The following is a 23,677-nucleotide window of genomic DNA, read 5'->3' on the forward strand; positions in this document are numbered from 1 at the left end:
CGCGCCGGGCTAGCGCGCTACGGATAATTCTAACAATTTTTGTATACAAAAATCCCACAATATCCCGAAACTAATAGGTCTCCAGGTGCAGGCGCCCCTGCTCACGCAACTGGGCATGCAAGGCGTCCCAACCTGCGCCAACGACCTCGCGCAAGGCCAGCAGCACCCCCTCTTCCATGCCCTTGAGTCCGCAGACGTAGATGTAGGTGTTTTCGTCGGCCAGCAGCGCGGCCACGTCGGTGGCGCGCTCGCGCAGCGCGTCCTGCACATAGCGTTTGGGCTGATCCGGCTCGCGTGAAAGCGCGAGATTGATGTCGATGAAGTCCCTGGGCAGTTTCATCAAGGGACCGAAATACGGTAGCTCGCGCTCTGTACGCGCGCCGAAGAACAGCATGAGCTTGCCGTTGACGTCCTGCGCAATGCGGCGGCGGCAATGCTCGGTCATGGCGCGCATGGGCGCCGAACCCGTGCCTGTGCAGATCATCACCAGATTGGCGCGCGCGTGGTTGGGCATGAGAAAGCTGTTGCCGAACGGGCCGATGACCTGCACCGTGTCGCCCTTGGACAGATCGCACAGATAGTTCGAGCACAGGCCGTTCAAGGGCTTGCCGTCGTAGTCTTCGGTGACGCGTTTGACCGTCAGGGACAGGTTGTTGTAGCCAGGACGCTCGCCGTCGCGCGGGCTGGCGATTGAATACTGGCGCGCGAAATGCGCGCGGCCCTGCGCGTCGGCGCCCGGCGGCAGGATGCCCAGCGACTGCCCTTCCAGCACGGGGAAGAACAGCTTGCCGAAATCGAGCACGATGTGATGCACATCGCTACCCATCTGGGCATCAGTGACGCGATAGTTGCCCACTACGGTCGCAGTGATGGGCGCCTTGGGCGCGTAAAGGTTCACGTAAGGATGCGCGGCCGACCACGGCGGCAGCACCGAACCAGGTGCCGTAAATGCCGGCGCTTGCGCCGCGCGCGCGGAGGCGTCCCGCGAATTCTGGAGCGGCGCCGCGACGGCCTCGCCCCCGGTGGACGACGGCTTTTCGAGAGGCAGCTCGTCCCAGCTGAACTGGTCTTGCAGGCTGTAGGCCTCTTCGCGCGGCATCAGCCGCCAGTTGTCGATCGAACCGGTCGGACACGGCGGAATGCAGGCCATACAGCCATTGCAGATGGCCGGGTCCACCACGTAGTTGCGACCGTCGTGCGTAATCGCATCGACCGGGCAGGTTTCCTCGCAGGTGTTGCAGCGGATGCATATCTCGGGATCGATCAGATGCTGCTTCAACACTTCGGCGGGCAGGGGCGCACTCATCTTTTTGCTTCCATCGCAGGATCGGCCTATTGGCAAGCCGGCGGGTGAGCCGGCGCCTTCCGATTATGAACCTCAGTTGAAGCGGACGTATTCAAACTGCACGGGGTTGCGGTTGATGCCCATGACCGGCGGCGCGATCCAGTTGGCGAACTTGCCGGGCTCGGCCACGCGGCCCATGAGCGAGGCGACGAAGGCGCGGTCTTCCGGCGTGGGCAGCCAACGGTCGACGTTGGCCTTCCACTGCGCATCGCCCAGCACCTCGCCCTGCGGCGAGACGCGCACGCCCGCGAGCGTGCCGATCTGGCGGTTGAACGCTTTGTGCGGCACCGTCAGCCGCACGGGAATGCCCGCCTTCTCGATTACCTTGTTCCAGCGCCCCACGCCGGCCACCGAGTCGCGGATGAAATCGTCGCGCAGCACTTCGTTGAGCGCGTTGAGCATGGGCACCTCGACCTCGACCAATTTGGCGTCCTGCACCTGCAGCACACGGTAGGTGTCGTTCTTGAGCTGGTGATCGTCCGTGCGTTTGCCTTCTTCGAAGCGTCCCTTCAAGCCAGCGCCGTAGAAGATAGCGGCGTTGGACGATTGGTCCGCGCCGAACAGATCGATAGTGACACTGTAGTGAAAGTTCAGGTAGCGTTGAATGGTGGGCAGATCGATCACACCGGCCGCGCGTATCGTGGCGGGGTCGTCGGTCTTGAGTTGGTTCATCACTTCGCAGGTGCGCTGGATTACGCGCGACACGCCCGATTCGCCCACGAACATGTGATGCGCTTCTTCGGTCAGCATGAATTTGGTGGTGCGGGCCAACGGGTCGAAGCCCGATTCGGCCAGCGCGCACAACTGGAACTTGCCGTCGCGGTCGGTGAAATAGGTGAACATGTAGAAGGCGAGCCAGTCGGGGGTCCTCTCGTTGAAGGCGCCCAGGATGCGCGGATTGTCGGTGTCGCCCGAGCGGCGTTCGAGCAGCGCGTCGGCTTCTTCGCGACCGTCGCGACCGAAGTAGCGGTGCAGCAGATAGACCATGGCCCACAGGTGGCGGCCCTCTTCCACGTTGATCTGGAACAGGTTGCGCAGGTCGTACTGCGACGGCGCGGTCAGTCCCAGGTGGCGTTGCTGCTCGATCGAGGCCGGTTCGGTGTCGCCCTGCGTGACGATGATGCGGCGCAGATTGGCGCGATGCTCGCCCGGCACGTCCTGCCATACCTCGCGCCCCATGTTCTCGCCAAAATGGATCTTGCGCTGGCCGTCCTGCGGCGCGAGGAAGATGCCCCAGCGATAGTCGGGCATCTTGACGTGGCCGAAATGCGCCCAGCCGTCGGGTTCGACACTGACCGCGGTGCGCAGATAGACGTCGAAATTGTGCGAGCCGTCGGGCCCCATGTCCTGCCACCACTGCAGATAGTTGGGCTGCCAATGTTCGAGGGCGCGCTGCAGCGCGCGGTCGCCGGAGAGGTTGACGTTGTTGGGGATCTTCTCGCTGTAGTTGATGCCGGACATGAGGTGTCTCCTGGTTCTATCGGACCGGTGTCGGGCCGGCCCGCGGTGTGTCGTTGACGGTGCGCGGAAATCGGGTGCGGTCAGACGCGGTTCCAATCAAAAGCAGCCTGCTCTCCCTTGCCGTAAAGCTTGAGAGCGCCCTTCTCGCCGGCCGCGTTGGGACGGTTGAAAATCCAGTTCTGCCAGGCCGTGAGGCGGCCAAAGATGCGGGTCTCCATGGTTTCGCCAGGACCGAAGCGCAGATTGGCCTCCAGACCAGTCAGCGCGTCGGGCGACAGCGCGCGGCGCTCTTCCAGCACCATGCGCAGTTCGTCTTCCCAGTCGATCTCATCGGGCGTGAAGGTGACCAGGCCCAGTCGCTGCGCCTCGCCCGGCTCGATGGCCTGGCCGATGCGGCTGCGTACGGCTTGCATCGGGCCAGCCTCGTCGTAGAAGCGCCGCTGCAGGCGGCTCTGGCCATTGACCATGGGATAGGCGCCGAAATTGCGCTCGCCCAGCACGATGGCCGCGGGCGACTCGGCCTGGGCGTCGTCCAGCATATAGATGCGGTCGGCAGCCAAAGCCAGTTCGAATAGCGTGCCGGCGAAACACGACCCCGGTTCGATGAAGGCCAAGAGCGAACGCGAGGTCACGTCCAGGCGCGCCAGCGTACGGCGCAGCATGCCCGCAGTCTCGCGCACGAACCAGTGTCCGGCGTGAGCCTGCAGGTCGGCGTCGGCGGCCAGCACGGCCTGCGCATCGCCCTCGGTCTTGAAGACCCAAGTGCCAATTTCCAGCTCGTTGGTGCGCAGGTGCAGGATGGCGTCGTCCAGTTCGCGTGCCACCTGCAGCGGCCACCAGGAGGCGCCCGCGGCGACGATGGCTTCGATGCCCTGCGGCAGCGGCGCTTGCGGCGCGCGTACCGTCCAGGTGGCCAGGCGCTTGTCGCGGTCGATGCGCACGTCCACATATTGATAGGCGATGCCGTCGGCATCTTCGGTGCGCGCCAGGCGTGTCAGTTCGATGCCGCTCGCGCCCTCGCCCGGACGGTCGCTGCCAGCGGCCAGTTCAAGGGCGCGAGCCTGGACGGCGGCGCCGAACTGCGCGGGCTTGATCACTTCGTCGACCAGGCGCCAGGCCTTGGCGCGCTCGCCGCGCACGCCTTCGACCAAAGTGCAGAAGATATCGGCATGATCGTGGCGCACGCGGCGCTTGTCGGTCACGCGGGTCAGGCCGCCGGTGCCGGGCAGCACGCCCAGGAGCGGCACTTCGGGCAGCGCCACCGACGAGGAGCGGTCGTCGACGAGCAGGATTTCATCGCAGGCCAGCGCCAGCTCGTAGCCGCCCCCGGCGCAGGCGCCGTTGACCGCCGCGATGAATTTCAGGCCGCTATGGCGGCTGGAGTCTTCGATACCGTTGCGGGTTTCGTTGGTGAACTTGCAGAAGTTCACCTTCCAGGCGTGCGAGGACAGGCCCAGCATGAAGATATTAGCGCCCGAGCAGAAGATGCGTTCCTTCATGCTGGTCAGCACAACCGTGCGCACCTCGGGATGCTCGAAGCGGATGCGCTGCAAGGCGTCGTGCAACTCGATGTCCACCCCCAGGTCGTAGGAATTGAGCTTGAGCTTGTAGCCGGGGCGCAGGCCGGCGTCTTCGGCCACGTCCATGGCCAGGGTGGCGACCGGGCCTTGGAAGCTCAGGCGCCAGTGACGGTATTGCTGGGGGTCGGTGCGAAAGTCCACCTGGGGGGTCGTGCTGCTCATGGCCTGTCTCCTTCAGGGTGCTTACCGAAATATTCAATAAGCACAATAATTCATGAACAACAGAATAATGCACTAAAATGCAGAAATCAATCTTTTTCTATACCAAGGCGCCCGCCGCCTTGCGCACCTGATCCCGCAGGCCGACAAAACTCTCATCCAGCGACCTGCCGCTGGTGTTCCAGGTGAGGTCGGCCTTGGCATAGAAAGCCTCGCGGCCGGATAGAATGCGCTTGAGGTCGGCCATCGCTTCGTTATTGCCCGACATGGGCCGGAAGTCGCCCTGCGCCATGACCCGACCCATGTGGTCTTCGGGCGTGGCGCGCAGCCAAATGGTGTAGCAGCGCTCGAGCAGCAGGTTATAGGCGGCCGGCTCGGACACAAGACCACCCGGCGTGGCCAGCACCATTTCGGGGTAGATCTGCATCGCCTCTTCGAGCGCACGGCGCTCGTAACGACGATAGGCGCTGGGGCCATAGAGATTGTGGATCTCGAGAAGTCCGCACCCGGCCACGCGCTCGATCTCGCGGTTCAGCTCGACGAAGGGATAGTCCAGATCGTCGGCCAGCATCTGGCCCAGCGTGGATTTCCCCGCGCCGCGCAGGCCGATGAGCGCGATGCGGCGCATGCGCCCCGCGCGCTCGACGCCAACGCCGAACAACTGCGTCAGCGCCTCGCGCGCGCGCTGCAACTGATCTTCGCCGCGGCCATCGAGCAGATCGCGGATCAACAGCCACTCAGGCGAACCGGTTGTGACATCCCCCACCAACTCGGCCAGGGCGCAGCCGAAAGCCCGGGCGATCTGCAGCAGCACCAGGATCGAGGCATTGCCCACCCCCTGCTCGAGGTTGGCCAAGTGCCGCTCAGACACGCCGGTGGCCTGCGCCAGGCCCTTGCGCGTCATGCCGCGGATGGCTCGCAGGCGCCGCACACGCTCGCCCAGAGCTGCCAGAAAAACCGTTTCGCGCGGCGGCGGGGCAGAAACCCGGTCTAGCGCTTCGCTCATGGTCGTGCCCGCTCCTGAGGTAGGAAGGATTTTTTCACATCATGCATTATATTGCTTGACCCGTCCATAAAAGCGCATTATTTTTCCATCCACACAATAGATAAAGGCCGGCAAGCGGGCGTAGCGCGCATGCGAAACGGGCCAGAGTGTAAGGGAGACATTATGAGTACGCCTGAGCAATTTCGCGGGCTGATGCGCGAAGTCACCGACAGCATCGCCGGCCATGCCCTGAACTTGGCACTGCAGGACCGGCTCAACCGCGAATTCGGTCCGACCAGTGCGGTCTACCGCGGCATTTTCGAAGCCTGCAAAAGCGCCGTTGCGGCCGGTTGGATGTGCAAGCACGAGGCCGCCGGCATCCGCTACGGCCGCGTCATCAAGCCGGCCGAGGATCTGGCCGGCTACTCGGTCGACGTGGTGGACATGGACAACCTGGCCGGCCCATACCATGCGCACCCGAACGGGGAAATCGACTTGATCATGCCGCTGGCCGGCCCGGCCCGATTCGACGGCCACGACGCCGGCTGGCTGGTCTACGGCCCGGACTCGGCGCACAGCCCCACGGTAAACGGGGGCCGCGCCCTCGTGCTGTATCTGCTGCCGCAAGGCGCCATCGAATTCACCCGTGATTGAATCAACCCGGATAAGACTCCTCATGACCACTTGCCCTGCCGAACTCAATTTCGCCAGCCATCTGACCGAACTCAATGCCACGCGCGCCGGAAAGACGGCCTATATCGACGACAGCCGGCGCTTGAGCTATGGCGAATTGGCCGAGCGCGTGGCGCGCTTTGCCGGGCTACTGCAAGGCCTGGGCCTGCGCCGTGAAGAACGCGTCCTGCTGCTGCAGCACGACACGGTGGACTGGCCCGTGGCCTTTCTGGGCGCGCTGCATGCGGGCGTGGTACCGGTGGCGGTCAATACCCTGCTGTCGGTCGACGACTACGCCTATATGCTGCAGCACAGCCGCGCGCGTGCCGCATTCGTCTCGGGCAGCCTGCTGCCGATGCTGCAGGCTGCGCTGGCGCATGGGGGGCACGATGTCGCCCACGTCGTGGTGTCGCAACCCGTGCAAGCACTGCCGACCGGCGCGGCCGAACTCGAAGCCCTGCTTGCGGCCGCGCCCTGCGTGGCCGCGGCGCGCACGCAGGCAGACGAAATTGCCTTCTGGCTCTACTCCTCCGGCTCCACCGGCAAACCCAAGGGTGTAGTGCATACCCACGGTAACCTTTGGTATACGGCCGAGCTGTATGGCAAACCCGTCCTGGGAATACACGAAGACGACATCGCTTTTTCGGCAGCCAAGCTGTTCTTCGCCTATGGCCTGGGCAACGGATTGACCTTCCCGCTGTCGGTGGGCGCCACCGTGGTGCTGATGGGCGAACGCCCCACGCCTCAGGCCGTGTTCAAGCGCCTGACCGAACACCGCCCCACCGTGTTCTACGGCGTGCCCACACTTTACGCCAGCATGCTGGCTTCGCCCGACCTACCGCCGCGCGAACACGTGGCGATGCGCGTGTGCACCTCGGCCGGCGAAGCGCTACCGCGCGACATCGGCGAGCGCTACACGCGCCACTTCGGCTGCGATATCCTCGACGGCATCGGCTCGACAGAGATGCTGCACATCTTCATCTCCAACCGCGCAGGCGCGCTGCGCTACGGCACCACCGGCCAGCCCGTGCCGGGCTACGAGGTTCAACTGCGCGACGAACAGGGTCAACCGGTGCCGCCGGGCACCATCGGCGATCTGTACATCAAGGGCCCCAGCACCGCCTTGATGTACTGGAACAACCGCGAGAAGACCCGCCAGTGCTTCCTGGGCGATTGGCTAAAGAGCGGCGACAAATATCAGTGCGACGCCGAGGGCTATTACACCTACGCCGGCCGCAGCGACGACATGATCAAGGTCAGCGGCCAGTACGTGTCGCCGGTGGAGGTGGAGAACGTGTTGATCCAGCACGAGGCCGTGCTCGAGGCCGCGGTAATCGGCGTGGCCGACCAGGACGGCCTGGTCAAGACCAAGGCCTTCGTGGTGCTGCGCGACGGCAACGAGGCCGGGTCCGCCACCTGCGCGTCGCTGCAGGCCTACGTCAAGACCCGGCTCGCGCCGTTCAAATACCCCCGGGAAATCGACTTTATCGAGGAACTTCCCAAGACCGCGACAGGGAAAATACAGCGTTTCCGGCTGAGGCAAAGGGAAGGCGCCGCCGAGCCCGCGAAGGTTTGACAAAATTTTTCTTGCAAAACCCTGATCTTTCACCCCCTTTATCTCCGATTGCCTTGGCGCGGCGCTGGCTAGAATTCCACTAGGATATCCCTAACTCGGCTGCGAGCCGAGGCGGCCCGATCCCCCATCGGGCCGATTTCCATGGGGCATGCAGCGCACACATGAATCTTTCCACTCTCATCGGCTTGGTCCTCGGTCTGATCACCCTCATCCTGGTGCTGGTGTTCTCGGCCATCAACAGCTGGGCCTATCTGAACCTGCCGGGCCTGATCATCGTGATCGGCGGCACCCTGGCCGCCCTGTTCATCAGCTACCCCATGCGCGAAGTGCTGCGCATCCCCCACCTGCTGCGCGCCATATTCCGCAGCGACAGGCTCCCTATCCAGCGCGACATCGACGAACTGAGCAACCTGGCCCAGATGTGGATGAACGAGGATGTGCACAAAGCCGAGGAAGCGCTCAAAAAGGTGACCAATCCCTTCCTGCGCACCGGCGTGCAGCTCATCATCAACCACACACCCGAAGATCAGATCATCGAGCTGCTGCAATGGCGCATCGCCCGGCTGCGCGCCCGTGAACACGCAGAATCCCAGATGTTCCGCACCATGGCCAGCTTCGCGCCGGCCTTCGGCATGCTGGGCACCCTGATAGGCCTGGTCAGTCTGATGACCGTGCTGGGCACCGGCGGCATGGACCTGATCGGCCATCACCTGAGCATCGCGCTCATGGCCACGTTTTACGGACTGCTACTGTCTAATCTGATCTGCAAGCCCATTGCCGTCAAGCTCGAGCGCCGCACCGAGCAGCGTGTCGTGCTGATGAATATGATCATGCAAGGCGTCTCGATGATGTGCGAGAGGCGCGGCCCGGCTCTGGTGCGCGAGACCCTGAACTCCTTCATGCTGCATGTCGACGACGAAATCGACGACGGCGGCCCCGCGGCGCCCGTCGTAAGGCGCGCGCGCCGCCAGCGCGTCCCGTCCGTGAAGGTGACGGGCCGGTCATGAGCGATGGCCCTGCGACCATCATCCAGCAGCGCCGCCGCCCCTCGCTGGCGGACCTGGTAGATCAGCGCAAGCGCGAAGCCACGCGTCAGCGCAGTTTCTCTCCCGCCCGCCAGAGCCTATTGGATAGCGACCGTTTCGCGCGCTGGCATGTGCCCGATCTCGTCGATCACGAATCGGACAACTGGCTGCTGACCTATCTGGACATGCTCACTTTGCTGCTGGCCATGCTGGTGGTGATGCTGGGCATTTCCCGACTGCCGCAAACGCACAAGCCGGTCGATAAGCCCGCAGTCCTGGTCGGTTCGGTCGACAGCCATGGATTGCCGGCCTACGCAGGTCCGATCAAATTCGACGAAACACCGCTGGTTCCGGCCAGTTGGTCCAAGGTACCCCTGCCCGGGGAACTGCCACCCGCCAACCCGGCCGACGTCGGTCCGCTGCCGCGCTCCGAACAGCCGGCCATGCCGTCCGCCGCGCCCATGAAGGCGCCCTCCATCAAGGACCTGGGCCTGGAGAATCTGGGCAAGGACGTGCAGGTGTTGATCAACAGCCAATCGATCAGTTTTCGCATCAGCAACGAGTTGCTCTTTCCTTCGGGCCAGGACACGCTCAACCCAGAAGGCCTGGCCGTGCTCAGGAAGCTGGCCGTGGTCATCAACCGCACCCAATATCCCGTGTCGGTGGAGGGCCACAGCGACAATCAGCCCATCAAAACCCGGCAATTCCCCTCGAACTGGGAACTTTCGACCAGCCGCGCCACCAGCGTGCTGCGAGCGCTGGTACGCGATGGCGTGAACGAAAAGCGCTTGCGCGCCGTGGGCTACGCCGACACCCGGCCAATCGAGTCAAATTCCACGCCCGAAGGCCGCGCGGCCAACCGGCGCGTGGAATTGATACTGCAGATCCAGCCGCATCACCCCGACGAACCCGTGGCCGCCCGACCCGAGGCATCGCCGCCGGCTGCCCGGCCGGCCATAGCCGCCGAGCCGACGGTGCCCGAGCCACCTGCCAGGATTCTGATTACCGGCGCCAGGCCGGTGGCTGCGCCGACGCAACGCTGAACCACCATGCCGCTACTCAATCTCGTGCTGCTCTAGGCCATGACCGCCGTGGCAGAAATCAGCGGCTGCTATCTGGCATGGCTGGTGCTGACCCAACACCGCAGCTACGGTTTGCTGCTGCCTTCGGCCGTATCGCTGGCGCTGTTCGCATGGCTGCTGACCCTGCACCCAGCCGCCGCAGGACGCGTCTACGCGGCCTATGGCGGCATGTACATCGCTGTGGCTCTGGCTGCGCCTGGTCGACGGCGTGGCGCTGACCCGCTGGGACTGGACCGGCGCGTTCCTGGCTCTGGCCGGCATGGCAGTGATCGGCCTGCAACCCGCGGCCTAGGGGCTGTCATCAATTGATGGCTTGAGATTTTAGGCCAGGCGTTCCAAACTTCGGCCGTATGTCGAGACGATATGCATTGCGAGATGATCAGTGGGAGCGGATTGAAGGTTTGCTGCCTGGGCGAGCGGGCCATGCTGGCGTGACCGCGCGAGACAATCGCCTATTCGTAGAGGCGGTGCTGTATCGCTATCGCGCAGGTATACCCTGGCGGGATTTGCCGGAGCGCTTCGGGGATTTCCGCGTCGTGCATCTGAGGCACATGCGTTGGAGCCGTAGCGGCGTGTGGCGGCGCGTGTTTGAGGCGCTGGCACAGGATGCGGACAACGAGTACGCGATGATAGATGCCACGATTGTGCGAGCCCACCAGCATGGCACAGGCGGAAAAGGGGGGCTCAGGCGCAAGCCATCGGACGCAGCCGAGGGGGGCTGAGCACAAAGATTCATGCCACGGTCGATGCGCTGGGCAACCCAACGCGTTTTCACCTGACGCCGGGGCAGGCCTCGGATTTGGAAGGGGCCGATGCCCTGTTGCCGCATACGCAAGGGGAAACAGTGATGGCCGACAAAGCCTATGACGCGCAGCAGCGCGTGATCGAACCCCTGTTACGCGCTGGAAAGTCCGTCGTCATCCCCTCTCTACGCACACGCAAGCACCAGCGAGACTATGACCGGCACTTGTACAAGGCGCGTCACCTGATCGAGAACTTCTTCGCCCGCCTCAAGCAGTACCGCGCCATCGCCACGCGCTACGATAAAACCCGCACCGCGTTCCTTGGCGCCATTCATCTCGCCGCTGCCGTCATTTGGCTCAATTGATGACAGACCCTAGCCTACAACTCGGATACTGCCGCCGCGTCTCAATCCTCGTGCGGTGAGAACAGGTCCCAGGCGGCCATGAACAAAGCCGCCACCAGCGGGCCGATCACGAAGCCATTCAGGCCCACTAGCGCCATGCCGCCCAGAGTCGAAATCAGGATCACATAATCTGGAAGCTTGGTTTCCTTACCCACCAGCAGGGGCCGAAGAAAGTTGTCCACCATGCCAATTATCAGCACGCAGAACAGCACCAATACGATGCCCTGCCACAAAGCGCCGGTAAGCAAGAAATAGACTGCAACCGGCACCCACACCAAGGCCGAGCCGACCGCTGGCAGCAGCGACAGGAAACCCATCACCACGCCCCACAGCAGCGCGCCCTGGATGCCCAGCGCCCAGAAGATGAAGCCACCCAGCACGCCCTGCGCGGCCGCCACCGCCACATTGCCCTTGACGGTGGCGCGCACCACGGTGGTGAACTTCTGCATCAGCGGCTCCTTGTGCTCGTCGCTCAAAGGAATCGCGCGCAGCATGCGACGGGACAACCCGGGCCCGTCGCGCAGCAGGAAAAACAGCAGGTACAGCATGATGCCCAGGTTGATCACGAACTGAAACGTGTCCTGGCCTATGCTGAAAGCCTTGGTCGCCAGAAAACGGCTAGCCTGCATGGCGCCCTGGCTCAGCTTGTTGCGCAGACTGTCCAAATTGTAGAGGTCGAAATGGGCCAGGACATCGTGCAGCCAGCCCGGCAACGCTGCCTGGACCTGCTGGACATAGGCACCGAAATCCAGGCTGCCGCTGCGCAGGCTCTGATAGAGCAACGCGCCCTCGTTCACCAACGATCCGGCGATGAAGGCCAGCGGCAGGATCGCCACCAGCAGCACCAGCAACACGGTCAGCAGCGCCGCCAGATTGCGCCGGCCGCGCAAGCGCACTACCAGCCGGCGCTGGACCGGGCTAAAGAGGATCGCCAGTACCGTTCCCCAGAACACTGCGCCCCAGAACGGCCACAGCACCCAGCCAAAAGCCACCGACACCAGGGCCAGCAAAGCATGGAAATTCTTGTCGTGCATCAGGGTGGACCGGTTCATGCGCCTTTCCTCAGAGAAGGTCGATCATAGCCGCTACGCCCTTCCCGCGCCCTGCTTTACGCACTCGGACAGGCGCCTTGATGCTACATTGCTCGCAGCCCTCCAACTCCAACGCCCGCCGCCATGCCCAACGTGCGTATCTGGGATCTGCCCACCCGCGTCTTCCACTGGTGCTTTGCCGCCTGCATCGTCGGCGCCTACGTCAGCGCCAAGCTGGGAGGACTGTATATGGACTGGCACGTGCGCTTCGGCCTGACTGCCCTGGGTCTGGTGATCTTTCGCGTGATATGGGGCTTCATAGGCCCGCGCCACGCCCGCTTTGGCGGCTTCGTGAAAGGCCCTGGCCAGATATGGGCCTATCTGCGCGACATGGCAGCCGGCACGGCCAAGAGCGCCGGACACAACCCACTGGGCGCCCTGTCGGTGATGGCCATGCTGGTCGATGTGGGCGTACAGGCCGTGCTGGGTCTTTTTTCTTCCGACGACATCATGGTCCAAGGCCCGCTCTACAACACCGTATCCGAATCGACAGCCGACTTCCTGACCTCGCTGCACAGGGCCAACCAATGGATCATCCTCGCGCTGGTGATCCTGCACCTGCTGGCCGTGGCCTGGCACACCCTGGTCCGCAAAGAACCCCTGGTGCGCGCCATGATCGCGGGCGACAAGCCTGTCGACCATCTGCCGGCAGGTACCCCCCCCAGCGCCGACGGCGCCGGCGTGCGGTTGCGGGCGCTGGCTCTGGCTGTCGGCGTGGCGGCCTTCGTGCTTTGGATACGATCGCTGGGCTCATGATTTTTCTCGGGTAGCCCGCGGTCGGCCCAGCGGCATTTCTTTTTCCAGCTTATGCAGATAATCGACCAGAACGAGACCTCGAAACGCCTACCCATGCCCGGCCTGATCGAAGCGCTACGGTCCATGTTCCGGGAAGGCTGCGAAGTTCCCTTGCGCCATGCGCACACCATCGACAACGGCGATCCCGGATCGAGCGGCACCTTACTGCTCATGCCCGCCTGGCAACCTGGCCGCAAGCTCGGCCTGAAGACCGTGTCGATCTACCCCGGCAATCGTGATCGCGGGCTGCCGGGCCTGCATTCGACCTACCTGCTGTTGGACGCGCAGACCGGAGTTCCCCTGGCCATGCTCGACGGCGACACCATTACATCCCGGCGTACGGCCGCCGCCTCGGCGTTGGCGGCGCAATACCTGAGCCGCCCCGACGCATCGACGCTGCTGCTGGTGGGAACCGGCCGGGTCGCGGCGGTGATTCCCCAAGCCTATAGCGCGGTGCGTCCCATCAGACGCGTCCTGATCTGGAATGTCCGCCAGGAGAGCGCCCGTCGGCTTGCCGCGCAGCTCAAGCTCGACGGATACGACGCTGAACCCACCGCGAATCTCGAAACCGCCGTCGCACAGGCCGACATCGTCTCCTGCGCGACGCTGTCGACGGCCCCCCTGATCCGAGGCAAATGGCTGCGTCCCGGCACGCACCTGGACCTGATCGGCAGCTTCAAGCCCACGATGCGCGAAAGCGACAATGACTGCTATGTCGGCACCTCGGTTTTCGTCGACACCGACGAAGCATTGCTCAAGGCGGGCGATCTGCTCGAACCGGTCAAGGCAGGCGTCCTGCGCAAAGAATCGATACGCGCGCAGTTGGTCCAGCTTTGCCGGGGTCAGCACGCCGGCAGGCAACGTGCCGAAGAAATCACGGTGTTCAAGGCTGTGGGCAACGCGCTCGAAGATCTTGCCGCGGCTTGCCTAGCCACGGAGTCGGGATCGCGATGAAACCGGACTACGACGAAACCTCGGACGGCGACCAAGCCTTGGACGAGACGGAGCCGCTCAAGGAGCCGATGTCGGCCGCCTTCATTGCGTGCGCGCTGATTACGTCCCTGTTCGCCTTGGCGGCAATTCTCTGCGCGTTCAAGCCGCATATCGGTCAATACCTGCGGACCGCGCACTGGACGGTTGCGCATCTGGCGCTACTGTTGGGCGCGCTGGCAGTGGCAAGCGGCGTCGCGACGATAGCCATACGCCCGCTGGGATATGGTCGCGATCTGCTGGCCTGGCCGCTAGCCGGCCTGGTCTGGCTGCTGGTGGCTGCGGCGATACTGCTGTTCGGGTTCCGGCATCCGTTCGAGTTCTTTGCGCACTACGGCAAGGATACTGCCCAAGGCCAGACTTACGGCGTCCCGCGGAGCCAGCTCCTGGCGTTCAGCAGCGAGGGTGGGCGCAAGCTATGGGGAACGCGAACCACCTACAGCCTGACCTGGGTAGGCGGACCCAGCGCCCATTGCGCATTTCCGGGCTTGGCTGCGCCCGGCCAATGCACGTTGATGGAATGCGTGGCGGAAAAAACCTGGTGGCTGGCTGGCGCCAGCTTCACCCGTTCGTGGCAGGTGACGCCCTTGAGCAAAACGGACGAGATCCGCAACGCGCAATGCCGCATCGTCGACCCGATGACGATAAAGCCTGGCGACTACGATGCCCAGGGGCAACGCAGCGTGCAGCACTGACGCCGCGCACCGCTATTTGCGATAGGCGTCGTGGCAGGCCTTGCAGCTTGCCCCCACTGCTCCCACCGCTGCACGCAATTTGGCGATATCGCCCGCATCCGCCGCGGCCGACAAGGCCGCAATATGGGTTTGCAGGACTTCACGCTTATGCTTGAAGTCCGCCGGATTGCTCCAGATATTTGACTTGCTGTCACCGCCTTGCATGCCCGGCCCATAGGCCGACCAAGGCAGCGAAGCGAGCATCTGCAGCACATGGGCGTTTTCCTTCACCTGCGCCGGATCGTTGGGAGCGGCGCCACGCGCCACTGCGGCCAGGCGGCCAAAATGTGCCGCCATCAGCGTCATCGCCGACTGGCGATACTTGACCGCATCCTGCGGTCTGGCGAACTGCGCATGAGCCGGGGCGGCGGCAAGCGCCGCCAGGCTCAGAATCAGGGTGGAGCCGATAACGGCCGCAAATTCTCGCATGAGCAATCTCCTTGGCGCTGCAGGCAGTTCGAACACTATACCGCGCGGGCCAGCTCCACCGCCAGACCAACGTAGGAACGCGGCGTCATGGCCAGCAGGCGCTGCCTGGCGTCCTCAGGCAAGGCCAGGCCGGTGATGAATTCGCGCAGGCCTTCCTGGTTGATGCCCTTGCCGCGCGTCAAAGCCTTCAATTGTTCGTAGGGCTGCGGCAGGCCATAGCGGCGCATGACCGTCTGAACCGGCTCGGCCAGCACCTCCCAGCAAGCGTCGATATCGGCGTCGATGGCAGCGGTGTTGACCTCCAGCTTGTCCAGGCCACGCAGGCAGGAGTCCCAGGCCACCAGGCTGTAGCCGAAACCCACGCCCAGATTGCGCAGCACGGTCGAATCGGTCAGGTCGCGCTGCCAGCGCGACACCGGCAACTTTTCAGCCAGATGGCGCAGCACGGCATTGGCCAGGCCCAGGTTGCCCTCGGAGTTTTCGAAGTCGATGGGGTTGACCTTGTGGGGCATGGTGGACGAACCCACTTCGCCTTCCTTTAAGCGCTGCTTGAAATAACCCAGCGACACGTAACCCCAGATATCGCGGTCCAGGTCGAGAAGAATGACATTGGCGCGCGCGACCGCATCGAACAGCGCCGCCATCCAGTCGTGCGGTTCGATCTGGATGGTGTGGCGGTTTTGCGTCAAACCCAAACCGGCCAGGACCTTGCGGCTGAACTGGGGCCAGTCCACTTCGGGATAGGCCGACATGTGCGCGTTGTAGTTGCCGGTGGCGCCGTTCATCTTGGCCAGGGGCTCGACCGCCTCGATGGCGGCGATGGCGCGCGTCAGGCGCTCGGCCACGTTAGCCATTTCCTTGCCCAGCGTGGTTGGACTGGCGGGCTGACCATGGGTGCGCGACAGCATGGGCTGGGCCGAGTGGACCACGGCCATTTCGGCGAGCTTGGCAGCCAGCTTGCGCAGACGCGGCAGCAGCACCTGTTCGCGCGCGCGCACGAGCATCAGCGCATGCGAGGTGTTGTTGATGTCTTCCGAGGTGCAGGCAAAGTGGATGAATTCGGCGGCGCGCGAAAGTTCTTCGTCGCCCATCACTTTTTCCTTCATCCAGTATTCGACGGCCTTGACGTCATGGTTGGTGACGCGCTCGATCTCCTTGATGCGCTGCGCATCGTCTTCCGAGAAGGCCGCGACCAGCGCGTCCAGGCGTTCGCGCGCGCCCTCGCTGAAGGGGGCCAGCTCGGGCAGGCCTGCGTCCGACAGGGCGATCAGCCAGGCCACTTCGACTTCGACGCGGTGCGCCATGAAGCCTGCTTCGGACAGCAAGCCGCGCAGGGCACTGCCCCGGGCCGCATAACGGCCGTCCAGCGGCGACAGGGCATTGAGTTCGGTGAGCGCTTGGGCGATTTGCATGGCGGATTCGCTAAGAAAATAAGCGCGAAATTTTACCACCCCCACCCGCCCTGACTGTCGCAATGGCGCATCGCCCCGGACCCACCTGCGACCAAATTGATACAGGAATAGAGGCCCCCCTGCTATACTTCGCCCGCTTTCTGACTTCGTATTTTCGACTTCGCATTCTGTCACTCATGAAACTGATCGGCTCGCTTACCAGTCCTTACGTCCGCAAAGTTCGGATCGTCATGGCCGAAAAAAAGCTGGACTATCAGGTGGAAATCGAAAACGTCTGGTCGCCCGACACGAAAATCCAGAAGTACAACCCGCTGGGCAAGGTGCCATGCCTGGTGATGGAAGACGGCGGCGCCCTGTTCGACTCGCGCGTCATCGTCGAATATCTCGACACGCTCTCTCCCGTCGCGCGCCTGCTGCCGCAATCCGGCCGCGAGCGCGCCGCGGTCAAGTGCTGGGAGGCCATCGCCGACGGTCTGTTGGACGCCAGCATCATGATCGTCAGAGAACGCATGCGTCCCGCGGCCCAGCAGAGCGCCGAATGGATTGAACGGCATTACGGCAAAATCCATGCCAGCATCGATGCCATGAACAAGAGCCTGGGCGAAAATCCGTACTGCATGGGAATCAACTACACGCTGGCCGATATCGCTGTCGGCTGCGCGCTGGGCTATCTGGACCTGCGCTTCCCTGATCTGGACTGGCGGACTTCCCAGACCAACCTGGCCCGGCTGTTCGACAAGCTGGCGGTACGCCAGTCGTTCGTCGATACGGTGCCGGTGATCTGACGCCACGCAACAAAATCAAGCAATCATTCCGCCCCCCAGGCACACGTCGCCGTCATAAAGCACGGCCGATTGCCCTGGCGTAACGGCCCATTGCTGTTGATCGAACTGCAACATGAATTGCGCGCCTTGCGCGGCGGACAATGCGCAAGCGGCATCGGCTTGGCGATAACGCGTCTTGGCGCCATAAGCGCCCGCCTCGGGCGGACGGCCTGCCACCCAGCTGGCGTCTTGGGCCAGAAGCGCGTCGGACAACAGCCAGGGATGGTCGTGGCCCTGCACCACGTAAAGTATGTTCTTGTCCAGGTCCTTGCGGGCGACATACCAGGCCTGCGCGGTGCCGTCCTCGTTCTGCCTGCCTTTGACCCCGCCCACGCCCAGGCCCTTGCGCTGGCCCAGGGTATAGAACGACAGGCCGTGGTGCGTGCCGACCTTCTGGCCTTCGGGCGTGAGGATGGGGCCGGGCGCAGTGGGCAGGTAGCGCCCGAGGAATTCGCGAAACGGCCGCTCTCCGATAAAGCAGATGCCGGTCGAGTCTTTCTTTGCGGCGTTGTGAAGCCCGATCTCATGGGCGATGCGACGCACTTCGGTCTTGGGTATTTCTCCCAGGGGAAATAGGGTGCGCGCCAATTGCGCCTGGTTCAGGCGGTGCAGGAAATAGCTTTGGTCCTTGGTGCCGTCCAGCGCCTTGAGCAACTGGTATTCGGAACCCGACGCACCGTCGGCGCGACGCACGCGTGCGTAGTGACCGGTGGCGATATGCTCGGCACCGAGCGACATGGCGTGGTCCAGAAAGGCCTTGAACTTGATCTCGGCATTGCACAGCACGTCGGGGTTGGGCGTGCGCCCCGCCGAGTACTCGCGCAGGAAGTCGGCGAAGACGCGGTCCTTGTATTCGGTGGCGAAATTGACGTATTCGAACTCCACGCCCACACGATCAGCCACGCTGGCCGCGTCCAGCAAGTCCTGGCGGGTGGAACAGTATTCGGAGTCATCGTCGTCTTCCCAGTTCTTCATGAACAGGCCGACGACTTCGTAGCCCTGCTGCTTGAGCAGCCAGGCAGTGACCGAGGAATCGACGCCGCCCGACATGCCGACGACGACGCGGCCCTTGGGGGCCTTTTTTGCTGAAATAGCTGACATGATGGCCACATTTTAACGCTATGGTCCTGAATGCCCGCCAGCCGCGACCACGACGATTTTCCCGGACTTTGCATGGACGGCGAAAGCACAAGGCCGACGCCCCGATCGCGGCAGCCCAGGGTTAGTCCTAGCCCAGCGCCGCCTGGATTGTATAGACAGGTTGAGAATAATGTGGCGAAAATAGCCGCGACTGGCGCCATGAGGCGTTGGATCTCCTCCCCCTACAGGACACGTCATGATGATTCGATCATTCGGAAGACTAGCCGTCGCCGCCGCAGTGAGCGCCGGCATCGCCACACCGGCCATGGCCGCCGAAAACACCAGGCTGGCCCTGGGCATTTCGGGCTGGACCGGCTTTGCGCCGCTGATCCTGGCCGACAAGGCAGGCATCTTCAAGAAGCACGGCATCGAAGTCGACCTGAAGATGATCCCGCAGTCATCGCGCAACCTGGCGCTGGCCTCGGGTTCGATCGAATGCGCCGCGACCACCGTCGAAACGCATGTGGCCTGGAACACCAACGGCGTGCCCATCACGCAGATCTTCCAAATGGACAAGTCCTATGGCGCGGACGGCATCGTGGCGCGCAACGGCATCAAGAGCATTGCCGACCTGAAAGGCAAGAGCGTGGCCGTCAGCGCGCCCGGCACCTCGCCGTACTTCCTGGTGGCATGGGTGCTGAACAAGAACCACATGTCCATGAAAGATATCAATGTGGTCACACTCGAACCCGATGCCGCCGCACAGGCCTTCATCGCCGGCAGCAACGATGCGGCCTCGACCTACGAACCCTACCTCTCGTCTGTGCGCGACAAGCCCCAGGTCGGCCACATCCTGGCCACCACCCTCGACTACCCCATGATCATGGACACGGTCGGCTGCTCGCCCAAGTGGCTCAAGGCCAACCCCAAGACGGCCAAGGCGCTGACCGACTCTTACTTCGACGCGCTGGACATGATCACCAAGGATCCCGACCAGGCCTACACGATCATGGGCGCGGCATCCAAGCAGACGGCCCAGCAATTCAAGGAATCGGCCTCCCTGCTGCGCTGGGCCAACCGCGCGGACAACGAAAAGTTCTTCGCCAGCCAGATCGTGCCCTTCATGAAGGAAGCGTCCGTGATCCTCAAGGAAGCCGGCGTCATCCGCAAGTTGCCCGACAACTACGCGGCCCTCTACGACGCGAGCTACATCAAGTGAAGCGTCGCGCACTCGCACCGCTCGAGCCCGTCGGCTCGGGCGAGCGCTGGGTTCTGGGCGCCGCCTTCTTCGCTCTTTTCATCGCTGCCTGGGCCGCCATCACCTATGGCGGCCTGGTCCCGCCCCTGTTCCTGGCCGATCCGCTCACCATGCTGCGACAAGGCTGGAACCTGTTCGCCCAATATAACTTCCTCACCGATATCGGCATGACCGTCTGGCGCGTGCTGGGCGGGTTCGCGCTAGCGAGCGCGGTCGGCGTGCCGCTGGGCATCGTCATGGGCGCATACAAACGCATCGAAGCCTTCTTCGAACCCTTCGTCTCGTTCTGCCGCTACCTGCCCGCCTCGGCCTTCATTCCGCTGCTCATTCTCTGGGCCGGCATCGGCGAGGTGCAGAAGCTGCTGGTGATCTTCATCGGTTCGTTCTTCCAGATCGTGCTGATGGTGGCCGTGACGGTCGGCGGCGCGCGGCGCGACCTGGTTGAGGCCGCCTACACGCTGGGGGCCAGCTATCGCGGTGTGGTGCGCCGCGTGCTGCTGCCCGGCGCCGCCCCCGGCATCGCCGAGATCCTGCGGCTGGTGCTGGGCTGGGCCTGGACATACGTCATCGTTGCCGAACTGATCGGCGCTTCCACCGGCATCGGCCACATGATCGTGCAGAGCCAGATCCTGGTGAACACCGGGCAGATTATCTTCGGCATTATCACCATCGGCATCATCGGATTGATTTCCGACTTCGTCTTCAAGGCGGTCAACCGTCGCATCTTCGCCTGGAGCAATCTCTGATGAACCTGCTGTCCGTGCAGAACGTCACCCGCGTATTCGAAAGCAAGCGAGGCCAGGCCACGCAGGCCCTGCAACCCATCGATCTGATTGTGACGGAAAACGATTTCGTCACGATCCTGGGGCCTTCGGGCTGCGGCAAGTCCACGCTGCTGCGCATCGTCGCCGGCCTGGATTTTCCCAGTACCGGCAGGGTGCTGCTCGATAGCAAACCCGTTGAAGGCCCCGGTGCCGACCGCGGCATGGTGTTCCAAAGCTATACCCTGTTTCCCTGGCTGACCATCGAGGAAAACATCCGCTTCGGCCTGCGCGAGCGCGGCCTGGGTCCGGCCGAGCAGAAAGAGCGCAGCGACGACTTCATCGCCAAGGTGGGCCTGCGCGGCTTCGAACAGCACTATCCCAAGCAGCTCTCGGGCGGCATGCAGCAGCGCACCGCCATCGCCCGCGCGCTGGCCAACGATCCGCGCATCCTGCTGCTGGACGAGCCTTTCGGCGCGCTCGACAACCAAACCCGCGTGCTCATGCAGGAGCTGCTGCTGGGCATATGGGAGTCGGCGCAAAAAACCGTGATCTTCGTCACCCACGACATCGATGAGGCCATCTTCATGGCCAGCCGCGTGGTGGTGTTCAGTGCCCGCCCCGGCCGCATCAAAGCCGACATTCCGGTCGACTTTCCGCACCCGCGCAGCTATACCCTCAAGACCTCGCCCGATTTCATGGACATCAAAGCCAGGCTGACTGAGGAAATCCGCATAGAGGCGATGGCGGCGGCGCATTGAGCCGCGCCATGCATCCCACCATGAACAATGCCCAGGCACGCCCCGGCTCCGTGGCCCTGTACCAGCAAATCAAGGACTTCATCTCGCGCAACATCACCAACGGCGCCTGGCCGCCCGGCCATCGTCTGCCGTCCGAACACGAGCTGGTGGCGCAGTTCGGCATCTCGCGCATGACGGTCAACCGTGCCCTGCGCGAGCTCACCGCGCAGGGCCAGGTCGAGCGCATCGCCGGCGTGGGCAGTTTCGTCGCGCGCGAAAAACCGCAGTCCACGCTGCTGCATATCGCCAACCTGGCCGAGGAAATCCGCCGCCGCGGCCACGACTACCACTGCGACGTGCTGGTGAGCGAACGCGTCTCGGCGCCGCTGGAAGTGGCCACCGCGCTGAATTTGAACGTGGGCATGTCGGTCTTTCATACCCTGTGCGTGCATCGCGAGGACGGCGTGCCCGTGCAGCTCGAAGACCGCTATGTCAACCCGCAGGCCGCGCCGCAATTCGGCCTGCAGGACTTCACACTGGTTCAGCCTTCCGAATACTTGCTGCGCAACATTCCCTGCGACCAGATCGAACACGTCATCGACGCCGTACTACCCAGTGCCGAACAAGCCCGCCAACTTGAAATGCAAGCCAGCCAGCCCTGCCTGCTGCTGACCCGCCGCACCTGGACCCATGGCCTGCCGGTCACGCTGGTGCGCTGCCTGCATCCCAGCACCCGCTATCAGCTCGGCAGCCGCTTCACGCCGGGCGGCCTCCTGGCGAGCAGTTGAATCTTCCCCCGTCGTAGACAAGGCCCGGCGCAGCGCAGCGCGGTTCCGGCATGACCCAGGGAAATCCCTAGATCAACAAAACCTGGGGGAGTGCGTTATTGTTTAGCTTGTATATACAAGACAAGACAACCAAGGTCCATCTCACCATGATGAACGCAAGCGACTCCTCTTCGTCCACCGCCGGACTCGTGCTAGAACCCGGTCGCGTCGGCCTGTCCGACCTGCGCCGCATCCACGCGGGCGGTTCCGCCCTCGCGCTGCATCCGGACTCGCAAGCCGTGCTGCGGGCCTCGCAAGCGGCCGTGCGGCACATCGTCGATACCGGCGCGACCGTTTATGGCATCAACACCGGCTTCGGCAAGCTGGCCAGCACACGCATTGCGCCCGAACGGCTGGCCGAACTGCAGCGCAATCTGGTGATCTCGCATAGTGTGGGTACAGGCGATCCGCTGCCGCCGTCGGTGGTGCGCCTGGTGCTGGCCACCAAGGCCGTAAGCCTGGCGCGCGGCCATTCCGGGGTGCGCCCGGAACTGGTGGACGCCCTACTGGGCCTGCACAACGCCGGCATCCTGCCGCGCATCCCCTCCAAGGGTTCGGTAGGCGCCTCGGGCGACCTGGCCCCGCTGGCCCACCTGGCCTGCGTGCTGATCGGCGAAGGCAGCGCCGACACCCCCGAGGGTCAGACCATCTCCGGCCGTGAAGCCATGAAGCGCATCGGCCTGGCCCCCTTCGTACTCGGTCCCAAGGAAGGCCTGGCCTTACTCAACGGCACCCAGGTCTCGACCGCGCTGGGCCTGGCGGGCCTGTTCGGCGCCGAACGCCTGGTGGCCGCAGGCCTGGTGTCCGGCGCCCTGTCGCTCGAAGCCATCCAGGGCTCGGTCAAGCCCTTCGACGCGCGCATCCATGCCGCGCGCGGCCAAGCCGGACAGATCGCGGTGGCCGGGGCCATGCGCGCCCTGCTCGAGGGCAGCCAGATCGTGACCTCGCACGCCAACTGCGGCCGCGTGCAGGACCCCTACTCCGTGCGCTGTATCCCGCAAGTCATGGGCGCCTGCCTGGACAACCTCACGCACGCCGCGCGCGTGCTCGCCACCGAAGCCAACGCCGCCTCCGACAATCCGCTCGTGTTCGACAACGGCGATGTCATCTCCGGCGGCAACTTCCACGCCGAACCCGTCGCCTTCGCCAGCGACATCATTGCCCTGGCCGTCGCCGAGATCGGCGCAATCGCCGAGCGCCGCTTGGCCCTGCTTCTGGACAGCGGCCTGTCTGGCCTACCGCCCTTTCTGGTCGAGGATGGCGGCGTCAACTCCGGCTTCATGATCGCCCAGGTCACCGCCGCAGCCCTGGCCTCGGAAAACAAGTCCCACGCGCACCCCGCCAGTGTCGACAGCCTGCCCACCTCGGCCAACCAGGAAGACCACGTATCCATGGCCACCTATGCCGGCCGCCGCCTGGCCGAGATGGTGGGCAACACGGCGGTCGTCCTGGGCATCGAGGCCATGGCCGGCGCGCAGGGCATGGAACTCAGGCGCGGCCCCAAGAGCTCGCCCCTGATCGAAGCCGAATTTGCCCGCATCAGGACGAAAGTCGCCTTCCTCGACAAGGACCGCTACCTGGCCGACGATATCGAGGCGATGAAGCAATGGGCGCTCAATTCCGAATGGCCCGCGGCGCTGCAAAACATCCTGCCGTCGCATCAATAAAAGACAGCCATCGTCATTTGAGCGCGCACTGTCAATG

At 63.9% G+C, this 23,677-nt stretch carries 22 protein-coding genes and 1 pseudogene; 15 read left to right on the plus strand and 8 right to left on the minus strand.

What is annotated here, in order from left to right; translation table 11 throughout:
* Positions 1-70: 70 nt before the first annotated feature.
* From boxA to H143_RS0116425, 4 genes are all read right to left on the minus strand, one after another.
* Positions 71-1,306, minus strand: coding sequence for a benzoyl-CoA 2,3-epoxidase subunit BoxA (gene boxA, locus H143_RS0116410; protein ID WP_019939355.1), 1,236 nt, complete (start codon positions 1,304-1,306; stop codon positions 71-73).
* A 72-nt stretch (positions 1,307-1,378) separates the two neighbouring features.
* The gene (gene boxB / locus H143_RS0116415; protein ID WP_019939356.1) at positions 1,379-2,806 is read right to left on the minus strand and encodes a benzoyl-CoA 2,3-epoxidase subunit BoxB; all 1,428 of its coding nucleotides are present in this window, start codon (positions 2,804-2,806) and stop codon (positions 1,379-1,381) included.
* 80 nt (positions 2,807-2,886) lie between these two features.
* On the minus strand, positions 2,887-4,548 hold the full coding sequence (gene boxC / locus H143_RS0116420) for a 2,3-epoxybenzoyl-CoA dihydrolase (RefSeq protein WP_019939357.1): 1,662 nt from the start codon (positions 4,546-4,548) through the stop codon (positions 2,887-2,889).
* Positions 4,549-4,645: 97 nt separating this feature from the next.
* The gene (locus H143_RS0116425; RefSeq protein ID WP_019939358.1) at positions 4,646-5,551 is read right to left on the minus strand and encodes a helix-turn-helix transcriptional regulator; all 906 of its coding nucleotides are present in this window, start codon (positions 5,549-5,551) and stop codon (positions 4,646-4,648) included.
* 162 nt (positions 5,552-5,713) lie between these two features.
* Between H143_RS0116425 and H143_RS0116430 the strand changes: the two genes are divergently transcribed.
* The 6 genes and pseudogenes from H143_RS0116430 (at position 5,714) to H143_RS22160 (ending at position 10,993) form a co-directional block, all read left to right on the plus strand.
* Entirely contained in the window at positions 5,714-6,184 is a 471-nt protein-coding gene (locus H143_RS0116430) for a DUF4863 family protein (protein ID WP_026350162.1), read from the plus strand.
* A 22-nt stretch (positions 6,185-6,206) separates the two neighbouring features.
* Entirely contained in the window at positions 6,207-7,778 is a 1,572-nt protein-coding gene (locus H143_RS0116435) for a benzoate-CoA ligase family protein (protein ID WP_019939360.1), read from the plus strand.
* A gap of 161 nt (positions 7,779-7,939) precedes the next feature.
* Complete coding sequence (locus tag H143_RS0116440; protein WP_019939361.1) at positions 7,940-8,785, plus strand: motility protein A; 846 nt, start codon at positions 7,940-7,942, stop codon at positions 8,783-8,785.
* Positions 8,782-9,846: an OmpA family protein gene (locus H143_RS20940; RefSeq protein WP_019939362.1), complete on the plus strand. Its 1,065-nt coding sequence runs from the start codon at positions 8,782-8,784 to the stop codon at positions 9,844-9,846. The genes H143_RS0116440 and H143_RS20940 overlap by 4 nt, the downstream gene beginning before the upstream one ends.
* A gap of 39 nt (positions 9,847-9,885) precedes the next feature.
* Positions 9,886-10,177: pseudogene (locus tag H143_RS21440) on the plus strand (YnfA family protein).
* Between the two features lie 58 nt (positions 10,178-10,235).
* Positions 10,236-10,993, plus strand: a protein-coding gene (locus tag H143_RS22160; RefSeq protein ID WP_196801278.1) for an IS5 family transposase whose coding sequence is annotated in 2 segments (ribosomal slippage) — positions 10,236-10,557 and positions 10,557-10,993 — 759 coding nt in all. Because the reading frame shifts where the segments join, the coding sequence is not laid out codon by codon here.
* 41 nt (positions 10,994-11,034) lie between these two features.
* On the opposite strand, the gene H143_RS0116465 is transcribed toward H143_RS22160, so the two are convergent.
* Positions 11,035-12,084, minus strand: coding sequence for an AI-2E family transporter (locus H143_RS0116465; protein WP_019939363.1), 1,050 nt, complete (start codon positions 12,082-12,084; stop codon positions 11,035-11,037).
* 123 nt (positions 12,085-12,207) lie between these two features.
* Here H143_RS0116465 and H143_RS0116470 point away from each other — a divergent pair, with 123 nt between their 5' ends.
* The 3 genes from H143_RS0116470 to H143_RS0116480 are packed head-to-tail and all read left to right on the plus strand — an operon-like array spanning position 12,208 to position 14,603.
* Positions 12,208-12,879, plus strand: coding sequence for a cytochrome b/b6 domain-containing protein (locus tag H143_RS0116470; RefSeq protein ID WP_019939364.1), 672 nt, complete (start codon positions 12,208-12,210; stop codon positions 12,877-12,879).
* A 51-nt stretch (positions 12,880-12,930) separates the two neighbouring features.
* The gene (locus tag H143_RS0116475) at positions 12,931-13,872 is read left to right on the plus strand and encodes an ornithine cyclodeaminase family protein (RefSeq protein WP_019939365.1); all 942 of its coding nucleotides are present in this window, start codon (positions 12,931-12,933) and stop codon (positions 13,870-13,872) included.
* Positions 13,869-14,603: a hypothetical protein gene (locus tag H143_RS0116480; protein WP_019939366.1), complete on the plus strand. Its 735-nt coding sequence runs from the start codon at positions 13,869-13,871 to the stop codon at positions 14,601-14,603. The genes H143_RS0116475 and H143_RS0116480 overlap by 4 nt, the downstream gene beginning before the upstream one ends.
* 12 nt (positions 14,604-14,615) lie before the next feature.
* Here the strand turns inward: H143_RS0116480 and H143_RS0116485 are convergent, their stop codons facing one another.
* Positions 14,616-15,071, minus strand: coding sequence for a cytochrome c (locus H143_RS0116485; RefSeq protein ID WP_019939367.1), 456 nt, complete (start codon positions 15,069-15,071; stop codon positions 14,616-14,618).
* A 35-nt stretch (positions 15,072-15,106) separates the two neighbouring features.
* Positions 15,107-16,483, minus strand: coding sequence for an adenylosuccinate lyase (purB, locus tag H143_RS0116490; RefSeq protein WP_019939368.1), 1,377 nt, complete (start codon positions 16,481-16,483; stop codon positions 15,107-15,109).
* A 176-nt stretch (positions 16,484-16,659) separates the two neighbouring features.
* Here purB and H143_RS0116495 point away from each other — a divergent pair, with 176 nt between their 5' ends.
* A complete protein-coding gene (locus H143_RS0116495; RefSeq protein ID WP_019939369.1) occupies positions 16,660-17,268 on the plus strand; it encodes a glutathione S-transferase in 609 nt (202 codons plus the stop codon).
* Between the two features lie 15 nt (positions 17,269-17,283).
* On the opposite strand, the gene mnmA is transcribed toward H143_RS0116495, so the two are convergent.
* Entirely contained in the window at positions 17,284-18,408 is a 1,125-nt protein-coding gene (gene mnmA, locus H143_RS0116500) for a tRNA 2-thiouridine(34) synthase MnmA (RefSeq protein WP_026350163.1), read from the minus strand.
* Between the two features lie 235 nt (positions 18,409-18,643).
* On the opposite strand from mnmA, the gene H143_RS0116505 reads away from it, so the two are divergent.
* From H143_RS0116505 to hutH, 5 genes are all read left to right on the plus strand, one after another.
* Positions 18,644-19,606, plus strand: a complete 963-nt coding sequence (locus H143_RS0116505) for an ABC transporter substrate-binding protein (protein WP_369751154.1) — start codon at positions 18,644-18,646, stop codon at positions 19,604-19,606.
* Positions 19,603-20,391: an ABC transporter permease gene (locus H143_RS0116510; RefSeq protein ID WP_019939372.1), complete on the plus strand. Its 789-nt coding sequence runs from the start codon at positions 19,603-19,605 to the stop codon at positions 20,389-20,391. Before H143_RS0116505 ends, H143_RS0116510 begins: the two co-directional genes overlap by 4 nt.
* Entirely contained in the window at positions 20,391-21,167 is a 777-nt protein-coding gene (locus H143_RS0116515) for an ABC transporter ATP-binding protein (RefSeq protein ID WP_019939373.1), read from the plus strand. Before H143_RS0116510 ends, H143_RS0116515 begins: the two co-directional genes overlap by 1 nt.
* A gap of 8 nt (positions 21,168-21,175) precedes the next feature.
* A complete protein-coding gene (gene hutC / locus H143_RS0116520) occupies positions 21,176-21,934 on the plus strand; it encodes a histidine utilization repressor (RefSeq protein WP_051094507.1) in 759 nt (252 codons plus the stop codon).
* A 146-nt stretch (positions 21,935-22,080) separates the two neighbouring features.
* Positions 22,081-23,640, plus strand: a complete 1,560-nt coding sequence (gene hutH / locus H143_RS0116525) for a histidine ammonia-lyase (protein WP_081627145.1) — start codon at positions 22,081-22,083, stop codon at positions 23,638-23,640.
* Positions 23,641-23,677 lie beyond the last annotated feature (37 nt).

The organism is Bordetella sp. FB-8, from assembly GCF_000382185.1.
Lineage (GTDB): Bacteria > Pseudomonadota > Gammaproteobacteria > Burkholderiales > Burkholderiaceae_B > Bordetella.